Source organism: Chromobacterium alticapitis (assembly GCF_002924365.1).
In the GTDB taxonomy this organism is placed as follows: Bacteria; Pseudomonadota; Gammaproteobacteria; order Burkholderiales; family Chromobacteriaceae; genus Chromobacterium; species Chromobacterium alticapitis.
This window is the reverse complement of the sequence record NZ_PQWB01000070.1, coordinates 20,008-33,226: the sequence shown is the minus strand read 5'-3', so window position 1 is coordinate 33,226 and position 13,219 is coordinate 20,008. Positions and strand designations below refer to the sequence as shown.

The 13,219-nt window shown below is 65.3% G+C and carries 14 protein-coding genes; 12 read left to right on the top strand and 2 right to left on the bottom strand.

Annotated features, from left to right (window positions below):
* Positions 1-273 precede the first annotated feature (273 nt).
* A complete protein-coding gene (locus C2I19_RS15090) occupies positions 274-1,134 on the bottom strand; it encodes an AraC family transcriptional regulator (protein WP_103903504.1) in 861 nt (286 codons plus the stop codon).
* 68 nt (positions 1,135-1,202) lie between these two features.
* Positions 1,203-2,093 (bottom strand): LysR family transcriptional regulator, encoded by an 891-nt coding sequence (locus C2I19_RS15085; protein WP_103903503.1) that lies wholly within the window; start codon positions 2,091-2,093, stop codon positions 1,203-1,205.
* A gap of 139 nt (positions 2,094-2,232) precedes the next feature.
* On the opposite strand from C2I19_RS15085, the gene C2I19_RS15080 reads away from it, so the two are divergent.
* The 12 genes from C2I19_RS15080 (at position 2,233) to lnt (ending at position 13,185) form a co-directional block, all read left to right on the top strand.
* A complete protein-coding gene (locus C2I19_RS15080) occupies positions 2,233-3,456 on the top strand; it encodes a tetratricopeptide repeat protein (protein WP_103903502.1) in 1,224 nt (407 codons plus the stop codon).
* Complete coding sequence (locus C2I19_RS15075; RefSeq protein WP_199181203.1) at positions 3,449-4,390, top strand: DMT family transporter; 942 nt, start codon at positions 3,449-3,451, stop codon at positions 4,388-4,390. The genes C2I19_RS15080 and C2I19_RS15075 overlap by 8 nt, the downstream gene beginning before the upstream one ends.
* A gap of 62 nt (positions 4,391-4,452) precedes the next feature.
* A complete protein-coding gene (locus C2I19_RS15070) occupies positions 4,453-5,154 on the top strand; it encodes a S4 domain-containing protein (RefSeq protein WP_103903500.1) in 702 nt (233 codons plus the stop codon).
* Between the two features lie 129 nt (positions 5,155-5,283).
* A complete protein-coding gene (locus tag C2I19_RS15065; protein WP_103903499.1) occupies positions 5,284-6,486 on the top strand; it encodes a cation:proton antiporter domain-containing protein in 1,203 nt (400 codons plus the stop codon).
* A 62-nt stretch (positions 6,487-6,548) separates the two neighbouring features.
* Positions 6,549-6,929, top strand: coding sequence for a hypothetical protein (locus C2I19_RS15060; protein WP_103903498.1), 381 nt, complete (start codon positions 6,549-6,551; stop codon positions 6,927-6,929).
* 30 nt (positions 6,930-6,959) lie between these two features.
* Positions 6,960-8,294, top strand: coding sequence for a tRNA (N6-isopentenyl adenosine(37)-C2)-methylthiotransferase MiaB (gene miaB / locus C2I19_RS15055; RefSeq protein ID WP_103903497.1), 1,335 nt, complete (start codon positions 6,960-6,962; stop codon positions 8,292-8,294).
* Between the two features lie 79 nt (positions 8,295-8,373).
* A complete protein-coding gene (locus C2I19_RS15050) occupies positions 8,374-8,661 on the top strand; it encodes a YciI family protein (protein ID WP_103903496.1) in 288 nt (95 codons plus the stop codon).
* Positions 8,658-9,329, top strand: coding sequence for an HAD family hydrolase (locus C2I19_RS15045; protein WP_103903495.1), 672 nt, complete (start codon positions 8,658-8,660; stop codon positions 9,327-9,329). The genes C2I19_RS15050 and C2I19_RS15045 overlap by 4 nt, the downstream gene beginning before the upstream one ends.
* Positions 9,326-10,285, top strand: coding sequence for a PhoH family protein (locus tag C2I19_RS15040; RefSeq protein ID WP_103903494.1), 960 nt, complete (start codon positions 9,326-9,328; stop codon positions 10,283-10,285). Before C2I19_RS15045 ends, C2I19_RS15040 begins: the two co-directional genes overlap by 4 nt.
* Entirely contained in the window at positions 10,272-10,775 is a 504-nt protein-coding gene (ybeY, locus tag C2I19_RS15035; protein WP_103903493.1) for an rRNA maturation RNase YbeY, read from the top strand. Before C2I19_RS15040 ends, ybeY begins: the two co-directional genes overlap by 14 nt.
* Positions 10,776-10,778: 3 nt before the next feature.
* Positions 10,779-11,630: a CorC family transporter gene (locus tag C2I19_RS15030; protein WP_103903492.1), complete on the top strand. Its 852-nt coding sequence runs from the start codon at positions 10,779-10,781 to the stop codon at positions 11,628-11,630.
* A 64-nt stretch (positions 11,631-11,694) separates the two neighbouring features.
* Entirely contained in the window at positions 11,695-13,185 is a 1,491-nt protein-coding gene (lnt, locus tag C2I19_RS15025; protein WP_103903491.1) for an apolipoprotein N-acyltransferase, read from the top strand.
* Positions 13,186-13,219 lie beyond the last annotated feature (34 nt).

Sequence of the window (13,219 nt, the reverse complement as noted above, 5' to 3'; positions counted from 1 at the left end):
CGTCGGAAGACACTTTCTTGCGCATTTTCCGCTTGATGGACCCCAAGCAATTTGAATGCGCCTTCCGCACCTGGGCAGGCGGCATCTTGCCCGCGCCCCAGTCGCCTGAGCAACCTGCAGCTCAGCAGCGCTTCGCTCTGCTTACTCGCCCGATGGGCCAGCCAGATCATTCGCGCCGCTACCGGATATAAACGCCGCCAAGCGGCAGCGCTCAAATGGGCATTTGCTTTCAGCTTGGCGAATCGGGCGCCTCTCACTGCAGCCCAAAGCACATCAGCGCAGCGGCAGGTAGACGTCGGTCTGCAGCAGATGCTCAGGCGTGTCGCTGGCCAGGTTCAGATAGTGGAAGTACACCGGGAAGTCGCGCGGGGTCTCGCCGCTGCCCGGCAGCCACTCGCGGTACAGATACCACACGCTGTCGCCTATCTTGTGGTGCGAGCCCTGATGGCGCACCACCGCGCAGCGTCCGCCGGGGATTTGCTTGCCCACCACGCCCTGCGTATTGGCCAGCGGCGGCGCGTCCACGCTGCCGCAGATGTCGAAGCGAAACTTCTCCGGCTCCACGGTTTCCGGGTTGTCATAGGCAATGCCGTAGGTCTGGCTGCTGGCCACCGGCGACAAGCCGCTGCTCTTGCGCCACTCGATGAAGCGCAGCGCGCTGTCGTTGACCTTCTCCGGCGCTCCCCTGTGCTCCAACGCCGCTACCATGACCGGGGCGACCGTGACGATTCTGACTTCCATGCTGTCCATCCTTTCGCTGACGGGAGGCGTGATCCGCGCGTGCCAGCCGGCCCAGTCCGGGCGGCGGCGAAACTCGCTGGGCGACTGGCCCAGCGTCTGCTTGAAAGCGCGCGAAAACGACTCGGGATTGTCGAAACCGCAGTCCAGCGCGATGTCCGTGATCTTGACGCCTGGCTGGAACACCAGCCAGTACGACGCCCGGCGCAGCCTTTGCGCCAGGATGTAGCGGGCCACGCTCACACCCAGATAGGCTGAAAACTGGCGGTGAAAATGAAAGACGGAAAAATGGGCGACTCGACTCAGCCGCTCCACATCCAGCGGCTGGTCCAGATGGCTGGCGATATAGCCCAGCACTTTGTCGAAACGCCGCGCGTAGCGGCCCGCCTTGTCCATATCCGTCCTCCATCGCCGCCACTATGCCTCGGATGGCCCAGCCGTTCTTGACATGGCTTGCTCACTCGTCAACCCGTCAGCCCGCCTTCCCGCTGCAGCCGCGTCGCCAGTTGCATGAAAGCGCGCGCAGCCGGACTGGCCTCGGCCTCGCTCAACACGGCCAGGCCCACCCGCCGCGTCACCGGAGGCGACAGCGGCCGGCTGACATAGCCGCCAGGATACGGCGTCCTGGGCAGAGCCATCTCCGCCACCAGCGTCACCGCCTCGCCGCTGGCGACGATCTCGAGCGTGCTGAGCAGCTGGGCGCAGCGATAGCGGACCAGCGGCTGCAGGCGCGCGGCCTGGAACAGATGGCTGACCAGCTCGGCCGAGCCGGCTTCGGTCAGTACAAAGGGATCGCCGCACAATTCAGCCAGGCTTACCGACGGCTTCGCCGCCAAGGGATGGCCGACCGGCAGCACCGCCACCATTTGGTCCTCCAGCAACGGATAGGTATCGAAGCTCGGCTCCGGCAACACCACGAAACCGGCATCGATGCGCCGGTCCTGCAGCCACTGCAACACCTGCCGGTCCGGCCCCTCGTCGATATGGATTTCTATGCCGGGATAGAGTGCGCGGTATTGCGCCAGGATGGCCGGCAGCAGCCGCATCGAAGAAGTGGGGCCGAACGAGCCTATGCGCAGCGTGCCCTGGCGCATGCCGCGCGCGTCGGCCGCCTCCTGCCGCACCGTCTCCGCCAGGCCCAGCATGCCGCGCATGCGCGGCAGCAACTGGCGGCCGATGTCGGTCAGTTCAGTCTGCCCCTGCCGCCGCTGCAGCAGCTCCACATCCAGCTCCCGTTCCAGCTGGCGAATGGCATGAGACACCGCCGACTGCGAAATGCCCAGCCTGGCGGCGGCGGCGGTGAAGCCCTGCAATTCCGCCACCAGTGAAAAGATCTGCAATTGGGTCAATGTCATGTCACCACCAACCATCATGAGCGAAAACTCATTTTACCATGACTCGCATTCGGCATAAGAATATGCGATTCGATGCAGGGCAATCACAACAATAAGCATGGCGGCCCAGCGACCGCCCTGCCATCATGGAGTCGGACACATGAACGCTGCTTCTCTCTCCGCAACCGACGGCGCCTCGACGCTGTGGCCTGAAATCAACAGCCACTTCCTGTCGCTGAAGGGAATCCCGGACAGCCTGCAAGCGCAGAGCCGCAGCCAGGCGGTTTACCGCCAGCTGTTGACAGGCTTCGACGCCATTACTTCTTGCGAGCTGAAAGACCTGTACAAATTCACGCTGTGCCTGCAGCAACTGGACCAAGAAGAAATCAGCCGTCCGGAACTGAGAACGCTAGTCGCCGCCTTCCAGCACTGGGTCAGCTTCGACTACGCCGCCGCCCGCCGGCAGTTCCGCCTGCATCTGCGCCAATATCCAACCGACGTGGTGGCATTGTTCTGCGCCCACATGTTCGACTTTTGCGCCAGCCAGACGCCGGAGCTGCTGCCGGACCTCGCCTTGTTCGATGAGCACATCGACCCAGGCCATCCCTTGTATTCCTATTATCTTGGCATCAAGGCCTTCGCCTACGTCGAGGCCGGGCGCGCGCAGCCGGCGCTGAAGCTGGGCCTGGAGTCGCTGCGCCATTGCCCGGACAATATCTATGGCATCCACGCGGTGGCGCATGCGCTGCATGAGCAGGAGTGCTGGGCAGAACTGTGCCTGTTCCTGGAGCAATGCCGCGAGCAATGGATAGACAACGCCGGCATGCGCATGCACGTCTACTGGCATCTGGCCATAGGCTATGAGAGAAGCGAGCAGACCGAGCTGGCGGTGCGCACCTTCCACGAGATGTACGCGCTGAAGGACAGCCTGTTCGCCAAGCAGGATCTGGACGCCGTGGCCTTCCTGTGGCGACACCGGCTGCGCCATCCGGATGACCGCCGCTTCGACGCCGAATGGAACAGGCTGGCAGGGCTGTGGAGCGGCAGCATAGGCTCGTCCATGTCCTACTTCCACCGCTTGCACGCCGCGCTAGCCTTCGCCGCCAGCGAGCAGCCCTTCCTAATCGAAAAGCTGATCGCGGAGAGCGACGGCTTCGGGCTGGGCGCGGATACCCACCAAACCGGCATCGCCGTGCTGCGCGCCATTCTGGACTTCGCCCACGGCCGCTACGGCGCCTGTCTCGAGCGCTTGCTGGAACAGCAGCCGCGCTGGAACGTGCTGGGCGGCAGCCGGGCCCAGCGCGAGCTGCTGCCGCTGACGCTGCGCGCCTGCGAACAACGCCGCGCAGCGGCTTGCGCCATGGATGACGCCGTCCATGCATGAACGCGCCACGCCCCGCCTGTATCTGCAACTGGCGCTGGTCTCGGCGATCTGGGGCGGCACCTTCATCGCCGGCCGCATGCTGGCCGGCGGGCTGCCGCCGCTCTTGGCCGCCAGCCTGCGTTTCAGCATCGCCAGCCTGACGCTGCTGGCCTTTCTCGCCGCCACGCGCACGCCGCTGGTCCGCCCCAGCCGCCGCCAGGCGCTGCATCTGCTGCTGCTGGGCCTGTGCGGCATCTTCAGCTACAACCTGTGCTTCTTCTACGGCCTGCAGCAAGTCAGCGCCGCGCGCGCCTCGCTGATCGTCGCGCTGAACCCGGCCATGATCGCGCTGGCTTCCGCCGCCTTGCTGAAAGAGACCTTGCCGCCGCTCAAGCTCGCCGGCGTGGCGCTGTGCCTGGCCGGGGCCGCGTGGGTCATCGTCGGCAAAAACGGCGACTCCCTGGCCGCCGCGCACGGCTGGAGCGGCGATTTGCTGATCCTGGGCTGCGTGGCCAGCTGGGTGGCTTACAGCGTCGGCTCGCGCGGACTGTCGCTCAGCCTGGGACCGCTGCAGACCGTCACCTGGTCCATCCTGCTCGGCACCGCCATGCTGTGGAGCGCCACCTGGGCCCTAGGCGCGGCGGATTTCGCCGCCGTCGCCCGCCTGCGTCCCGCGCAGTGGGGCGGCCTGCTGTATCTGGGCGCGCTAGGCTCGGCCCTGGCCTATATCTGGTACTACGACGGCATCAAGCGGATAGGTCCCACCCGTTCCGGCGCCTTCATCGCGCTGAACCCGCTCACCGCCGTGCTGCTGGGCGCCGCGCTGCTGGGCGAGCGGCTGACGCCGGGCATGCTGGCCGGCGGCGCGCTGGCCATCGCCGGCATCGCGCTGTGCAATCTCGGCGGCGGCCCTGTCTGGCGCAAACCAGCGTCGCTGCCGTCGCGCCAGACCTAAGCTGTTTGTCAGCCCGTCGCCGCGGGCGGATAATCGCCGTCCGTTTGACGAGGATATGAACCATGGACGAGACAAAGGTGCGCCTGTCCAAGCGCATGGTGGAGCTGGGATTGTGCTCGCGGCGCGAGGCCGACGCCTGCATCGAGCAAGGGCTGGTCAAGGTGGACGGCGCCGTCGTCACGACGCTGGGCGCGCGCGTGCAGCCGGAACAGCAGATCACCCTGGCCGGCCAACCGCAGGCGCTGGCGACGCTGCCGGTCACCCTGCTGCTGAACCGCCCAGCCGGCGACGACGTGCCGCCGGCTCAGCGATTAGGGCCGGACAGCCGCTCGCCGCAAGATGTCTCGGAGCAAGTCTGGCTGTCGCGCCACCGCCAGCATCTGACAACCCTGGGCGCCGTCGATGAGCTGTGCCACGGCCTGGTCGTCCTGACCCAGGACAAAAAGCTGCCGCGCCACCTGGCCGAGTGCGAGATGGAGTTCCTGTTGCAAGTGGAACGCGCCCCCGCAGCCGAGGAGTTGAAGACGCGCGTCGCCGCCATCCGCCTGGACGGCAAGCCGCTGCGCCAATGCAAGATCAGCCGCCAGAGCGACCATCAGCTGCGCTGCGCGGTCTACGCGCCGCGCGCCGGTTTTTTCGATGAAATCAGCCGCCAGCTCGGCGTCCGCCTGCAAGGCGCGCGCTGCATCCGCATCGGCCGCCTCGCGCTGTCCGGCCTGCAGCCGGGACAATGGCGCTACCTGCAGCCCTTCGAGCGCTTTTAATTCGCGAGCCGCGCCGATGCCAGCGCACCGCATCAGAATGACGTTGAATTAATATAAGCAAATTTATCGGAACTAGGCTTCTGATATACCGTCTTTATATTATTCAGTCATTCACGCGGAACTTTGCCCATGCCCCACGATACCCCCCTGATCACCACCATCGTCGGCGGCCTGGTGTTCGCCTTCGCCTTAGGCGCCTTGGCCTTGCGCCTCAAGCTGCCGCCGCTGGTGGGCTATCTGACGGCCGGCATCCTGGTCGGCCCGTTCACGCCGGGCTTCCAGGCCGACACCGCGCTGGCGCCGGAGCTGGCGGAATTGGGGGTGATTCTGCTGATGTTCGGGGTGGGCCAGCATTTCTCGATCAAGGACCTGATGGCGGTGAAGTCCATCGCCGTGCCCGGCGCGCTGGCGCAGATCGCCGTGGCCACCTTGCTTGGCATGGGACTGTCCCATTTTCTGGGCTGGCCGCCGGGCGAGGGCCTGGTGTTCGGCCTGGCGCTGTCGGTGGCCAGCACCGTGGTGTTGCTGCGCACGCTGGAGGAGCATGGCTGGCTGGAAACCGGGGACGGCAAGATCGCCGTCGGCTGGCTGGTGGTGGAAGATCTGGTGATGGTGATCACCCTGGTGCTGCTCCCCGCCTTCGCCGGCGCGCTGAGCGGCGGCCAGGCCGCGCCGTCCTGGGGCCAGCTGGGCTGGGTCCTGGCGCTGACCATGGCCAAGGTGGCCGCCTTCGTCGCGCTGATGCTGCTGGTAGGCCGCCGCTTCATTCCATGGATGCTGGAATGCATTGTCCACACCGGCAACCGCGAGCTGTTCCGCCTGGGCGTGCTGGCCACCGCGCTGGGCGTAGCCTACGGCGCCACCCAGCTGTTCCATATTTCCTTCGCGCTGGGCGCCTTCTTCGCCGGCATGGTGATGGCGGAGTCGCCGTTCAGCCACCGCGCGGCCGAGGAGTCCCTGCCGCTGCGCGAAGCCTTCGCCGTGCTGTTCTTCGTCTCGGTAGGCATGCTGCTGGACCCGGAAGTGCTGCTGAAGGATACGCCGGTGCTGATCGCCACCGTGCTGATCATCGTGGCAGGCAAATCGCTGGCCGCCTACGGCATCGTGCGCCTGTTCCGCCGCAGCCGCGCCACCAGCTTGCGCATCGCCGCCAGCCTGTCGCAGATAGGCGAGTTCTCCTTCATCCTGGCCGGCCTAGGCATGTCGCTGGGCCTGCTCAGCGCGCGCGGCCAGGCGCTGATCCTGGCCGGCGCCATCGTGTCCATCCTGCTCAATCCGATGATGTTCGCGCTGGCCGAGCGGCAGGCGGCCAGATTCGCCGCGCGTGCCTGAAAACATTTGGCCGGCGCGGCGCGCGGCTATGGTAAAATCGCGCGCAACGCATTCAATTTGCTATGAAAAAACACCTCGCCGCCCTCTGCCTGCTGTGCCAAATCCTGCCCGCCTGCGCCGGCCGGCTGCTGCCGGACAACCTGGTGCTGGGCACGCTGGGCGACGTGAACGAGGCCGGAGCCGCATTCACCCGCGGCGACCAAACGCTGTCGCAGCGGATCGCCAGCCTGATCGCCATCGCGCCGCAACGCTATCCCGTGGCGGCGGGCGTCAGGATATTCGATGAACACAACCGCTTCCTGCTCAGCGGGCAATTGAACGATCTGAACGGCCGCGCCGTAGGCGTGACCTTCGATCCGCAAGGCAATATCAACCGCATCTGGGTGCTGGGCGATGATGAAATCGAAGCACAGAAGCAGCGCCAGGCCCAGGCCTCTCCCTGAAACCGAACACAGCTGGAAACCCGAGTAGCAATGAAGAAGGTATACATCAAGACCTTCGGCTGCCAGATGAACGAGTACGATTCCGACAAGATGGCGGACGTGCTGGGCAGCGCCGAAGGCATGGTCAAGACGGACAATCCGGAAGAAGCCGACGTCATCCTGTTCAACACCTGTAGCGTGCGCGAAAAAGCGCAGGAAAAGGTGTTTTCCGACCTGGGCCGCATCCGCCCGCTGAAGGAAGCCAATCCCAATCTGATCATAGGCGTAGGCGGCTGCGTGGCCAGCCAGGAAGGCGAAGCCATCGTCAAGCGCGCGCCGTATGTGGACGTGGTGTTCGGCCCGCAAACGCTGCACCGCCTGCCGGATCTGATCCAGAGCCGCCAGCAGAGCGGCCGCTCGCAGGTGGATATCTCCTTCCCGGAAATCGAGAAGTTCGACCACATCCCGCCGGCCAAGGTAGACGGCGGCGCGGCCTTCGTCTCCATCATGGAAGGCTGTTCCAAGTACTGCTCCTTCTGCGTGGTGCCTTACACCCGCGGCGAGGAAGTGTCGCGCCCCTTCGAGGACGTGCTGACCGAGATCGCCGGCCTGGCCGCGCAGGGCGTCAAGGAAATCACGCTGTTGGGCCAGAACGTCAACGCCTACCGCGGCCAGATGAGCGATGGCGAGATCGCCGACTTTGCCCTATTGCTGGAATACGTGCACGAAGTGCCGGGCGTGGAGCGCATCCGCTTCACCACCAGCCACCCGCGCGAATTCAGCCAGCGCATCATCGACAGCTACGCCAAGCTGCCCAAGCTGGTCTCCCACCTGCATCTGCCGGTGCAGAGCGGCTCCGACCGCATCCTGATGGCGATGAAGCGCGGCTACACCGGCCTGGAATACAAGTCCATCATCCGCAAGCTGCGCGCCATCCGGCCCGACCTGTGCCTGAGTTCGGATTTCATCGTCGGCTTCCCCGGCGAGACCGAAGCCGACTTCGAGCAGACGCTGAAGCTGGTGCGCGATTGCGACTTCGACTTCAGCTTCGTGTTCATCTATAGCCCGCGCCCCGGCACGCCGGCGGCCAACCTGCCGGACGACACGCCGCACGCGGAAAAGGTGCGCCGCCTGGAGGCCCTGAATGAAGTGATCGAGGCCAAGGGCTTCGCCATCAACCAGTCCATGGTCGGCTCCGTGCAGCGCGTGCTGGTGGAAAACGTGTCCAAGAAGGACGCCACCATGCTGGCTGCGCGCGCCGCCAACAACCGCGTGGTCAACTTCGCCGGCCATCCGCGCCTGTTGGGCCAGATGATAGACGTCCGCATCACCGCCGCCTTCCCGCACTCGCTAGCCGGCGAGGTGGTGACGAGCGAAAGCGTCTGATCGCGCGAGGGCGCGGCGCGCTATGCAATGCGAATTGCCGGGCGTATGCTGTGCCCTCTTTGCTCACGGGGAATGAAGAATGTTTGTCGTCTCGCTGACTTATACCGCCTCGCTGTCCGATGTGGATGCGCTGCTGCCCGCCCATGTGGAATGGCTGAAGCACGCTTACGCCGATGGCCTGTTTCTGGCCTCCGGCCGCAAGGTGCCGCGCGAAGGCGGCGTGATTCTGGCCCGAGGCGAGCGCGCCGCGCTGGAAGCCCGGCTGGCGCAGGACCCATTCGCCAAAGGCGGCCTCGCCCGCTACGACATCATCGAATTTGTGCCCAGCATGGCCGCGACCGGCCTGGAAAGCCTGACGGAAGCATGAAGGCGCGCGGCATCAAGGCCCTGCTCCTGGACCTGGACGACACCCTGTTTGACGACCGCCACGCCACGGCGCAGGCGTTTGCTGCCTTCATCGCGCCTCATGCCGAGCGCCTCGATGCGCCCAAGCCCGAATTATTCCGCCGCTGGCTGGCCTGTGTAGCGCGCCACTGGCGGCGTTTCGAAGCCGGCGAGTTGACGATAGAACAACAGCGCCACGAGCGTCTGCGCGACTTCCTTAGCCTGCCGCATCTGGCTGAAGACGAAGCCGCGCGGCTGTTCCAGCCCTATATGGACGCCTATCGCCGCCACCGTCGGCTCACGCCCGGCGCGGCGGTCTTTCTCGATGCCACCCGCCATCTGCCGCGCATCGTGGTCAGCAACGGCGCCGCCGCGCAGCAGCGCGACAAGTTGGCGCACCTCGGCATCGCCCATCATTTCCTCCACGTCGTCACCGTGGAAGAGGCCGGCGCGGCCAAGCCCGATCCCCGCATCTTTCAACACGCGCTGGCGCTGGAAAACCTGAAGCCGGAGCGCTGCCTGATGGTGGGCGACGATGTCCAACGCGACATCGAGCCCGCCCTCAAGCTTGGCATGGCGGCCTGCCAGGTCTCACACGGCAACCACGCCGCCGTTTTTGAACAGTTACGCCAACAATTGCAAAACGCATGAGCACTAGCGAATCCCTGAGCTTCAACCCGGTGGACAATGAACGGCTGGCCCGCCTGGCCGGTCCGCTGGACGAAAACCTGAAACAGATCGAGACCGGCCTGGACGTGGCTGTGCGTCGCCGCGGCGAAGCCTTCCGCGTAGACGGCGGCGCCGCCAAGCTGGCGGTAGAGGCCTTGACCCGGCTCTATCTGCTGGCCGACAAGCAGGACATTTCGATAGACGACGTGCAACTGACCCTGGTGGAGCTGCGCCAGCAGCAGGACACGGCAGAGCAGGAAGAATCGCCGGTGCTGGCCACTCGCCGCGGCGACCTGAAAGGCCGCACGCCCAACCAGGCGCGCTACATCAAGGCCATCCAGCAGCATGACGTCACCTTCGGCATCGGCCCGGCCGGCACCGGCAAGACCTATCTGGCCGTGGCCTGCGCGGTGGACGCGATGGAGCGCGACGCGGTCAAACGCATCGTGCTGGTGCGCCCCGCGGTGGAGGCCGGCGAGAAGCTGGGCTTCCTGCCCGGCGACCTGGCACAGAAGGTAGACCCTTACCTGCGGCCGCTGTACGACGCGCTGTACGACCTGATGGGCTTCGACCGCGTGACCCGGCTGTTTGAGAAGAACCTGATCGAGATCGCGCCGCTGGCCTATATGCGCGGCCGCACGCTGAACCACGCCTTCATCATTCTGGACGAGGCGCAGAACACCACGCCGGAACAGATGAAGATGTTCCTGACCCGGATCGGCTTCGGCTCGCGCGCGGTGATCACCGGCGACGTGACGCAGATCGACCTGGCCCGCCACCAGAAAAGCGGCCTGGTCGAGGTGGAGCGCATCCTCGGCCATGTGCGCGGCATCCATTTCCACCATTTCAATAGCGGCGACGTGGTGCGCCATCCGCTGGTGCAGAAAATCGTCGATGCCTACGACACCTACCAAAGCAAGCAAGATGAAAAAAGCTAAACGCAATCCGCTGCTGGCCCGCCTGGCGGCGCGGCTGGAGCTGACCCTCGACGTGCGCAGCGACGCCGTCCTGCCGGAGCCGGCGCTGATCCGCCGCGCCTGCCAGGCCGCGCTGCAACGCAAAGTCAAGCAGGCCCAGGTCAGCATCGTCATCGTCGACGCCGCTGAAGGCCGTCAGCTCAACAACGATTACCGCGGCAAGGATTATGCGACCAACGTCCTATCCTTCGCCCTGAACGAGGGCGAAACCGTGGCCGGCCTGCCGCTATTCGGCGATCTGGTGCTGTGCGCGCCGGTGGTGGAAAAAGAAGCCGCCGAGCAAGGCAAAGACCTGTCGGCCCACTACGCCCACCTGCTGGTGCATGGCATGCTGCATCTTCAAGGCTTTGACCACGAGCAAGACGACGAGGCCGAACGGATGGAGGCGCTTGAAACCGTCATCGTTAAACGGCTAGGATATCCCGATCCCTACCACGAGGAGCAACACTAAGAAATGGAAGACCCCAGTAAACCGCGACCCAGCTGGCTTGAACGCCTGTCCACCATGCTCTTGCGCGAGCCGGAGGACCGCGAGGACCTGATCGAGCTGCTGCACAGCGCCTTCGAACGCAATCTGCTCGACGCCGAGGCGCTCGGCATGATCGAGGGCGTGCTCGAAGTGAGCGAACTGACTGTCCGGGATGTGATGATCCCACGCAGCCAGATGCACGTGCTGAACATAGACGATCCGATCTCGCGCTTCCTGCCCACGGTGATAGACACCGGCCACTCGCGCTTCCCGGTGATAGGCGACAGCAAGGATGACGTGCAAGGCATCCTGCTGGCCAAGGAGTTGCTGCGTTACTTCCATGCGCCCTCCAGCTTCAATCTGAAGAATGTGCTGCGCCCGGCCGTATTCGTGCCGGAATCCAAACCGCTGAACGTGCTGCTGCGCGACTTCCGCGCCACCCACAACCACATGGCGGTGGTGGTGGACGAATACGGCGGCGTCTGCGGCCTGGTCACCATCGAGGACGTGATCGAGCAGATCGTCGGCGACATCGAGGACGAGTACGATATCGACGACGACGAGGACGACATCGTCCCGGTGCGCGGCAACGAACGCTATCGCGTCAAGGCGTTGACCGAGATCGAAGACTTCAATCATTACTTCGGCACCGAATACTCCGACGACGACGTCGACACCGTCGGCGGCCTGGTCATCTCGCTGACCGGCCACCTGCCCAAGCGCGGCGAAAAGATAGAGGCCGCCGGCCTGCGCTTCACCGTGCTGCGCGCCGACAGCCGCCGCCTGGACATCCTGCTGGTGGAGCGCGTCCTGCCCGCCATCGGCCAGCCGGAATAAGGCCTATGCTGAAAGCGGCCGGCACCCGCCGGCCGCCCAACTCTCACACACGACACGCTAGCCCATGCGAATCCTGTTTCTATTGCTGGCCGCCGCGCTAGCCGGCGCCCTCACCCTGTTCGCCTTCGCCCCCTACCGCCTGTTCTGGCTGATGCCGCTGTGCCTGGCGGCGCTGGTCGAGCTGTTGCAACGCGAGCCTCGCCGCGCGTTCTGGATAGGCTATGCCTGGGGGGTGGCCGCCTACGTCAGCAATTTCAAGTGGATATACGACAGCCTGCACGACGTAGCCGGCCTGCCGGCCTGGATAGCCGCGCCGCTGGTGCTGCTGTTGCCGGCCTACCTCGGGCTGTATCCCGCGCTCGCCGCCTGGATTTCCTGCCGCATCGATTCGCGGCCGGCAGTGCGCTGGCTGATCGCCTTCCCGGCCGCCTGGGAGCTGGGCGAATGGCTGCGCAGCTGGGTGATGACCGGCTTTCCGTGGGCCGCCGCCGGCTATTCGCAAATCACCGAAAGCCCGCTGTCAGGCTACGCGCCGCTGGGCGGCATCCATCTGGTCAGCTATCTGGTGGCCCTGACCGCCGGCTCCCTGGCCATGCTGGCACGCGCCGGCATGCGGCAGCGGCTGGCCATCCTGCTGGCCGCCGGCCTGGTCTGGGGCAGCGGGTTCTGGCTGCGCGACCGCGAATGGACCACGCCGCTGGGCAAGCCCATCACTGTAGCGCTGGCGCAAGGCAATATCGCGCAGGAATTGAAATGGTCCCCGGAAAACCTGGAACAGTCCCTGCTGACCTACTACCGCCAGGTGGCGAAGACGCGCGCCGACCTGATGATACTGCCGGAAACCGCTCTGCCTCTGTTCTTGGACGATCTGCCCTCCGGCTATCTGACCATGATGCGTGGTGAAGCCAAGCGCGCAGGCATGGCACTGGCTAGCGGCGTTCCGCGCCGCACCAATGACGGCCGCGGCTATCTGAATGCCGTGGTGGCCCTAAGCGATGCCAAGATGCCCTATTACGCCAAGGACCATCTGGTGCCCTTCGGCGAATTCGTGCCGGTGCCGGCCCTGATAGGCTGGATCTACCAGCATATGGACATGCCGCTGTCCGGCTTCAGCCATGGCGGCACCAATCAGCCCCCCCTGATGCTGGCGGGCCAGAAAGTCGCGTTCAACGTGTGCTATGAGGACAGCTTCGGCGAGGAATTGATAGGCTCGGCCGCGCAGGCCGGCATGCTGGCCAATGTCAGCAACCTGGCCTGGTTCGGCAAGAGCGAGGCGATGAGCCAGCACCTGCAGCTATCGCAAGCCCGCTCGCTGGAAACCGGCCGCTACATGCTGCGCGCCACCAATAACGGCATGACCGCCATCATCCGGCCGGACGGCGAAATCTCCGCCATCGCCGCGCCGTTCACCAGCCAGGTGCTGACCGGCTTTGCCCAAAGCCGGCAAGGCCTGACGCCTTACATGCGCTTGGGCAATCTGCCGACGATAGCCGGCTGCGGCGTCCTGCTGCTGCTGGCGCTGGCCCTGGGCTGGCGCCGAAGAGGCCAGCGCTAAGCGCATGAAAAACGGCGGGCATCCTTGCAGGAAC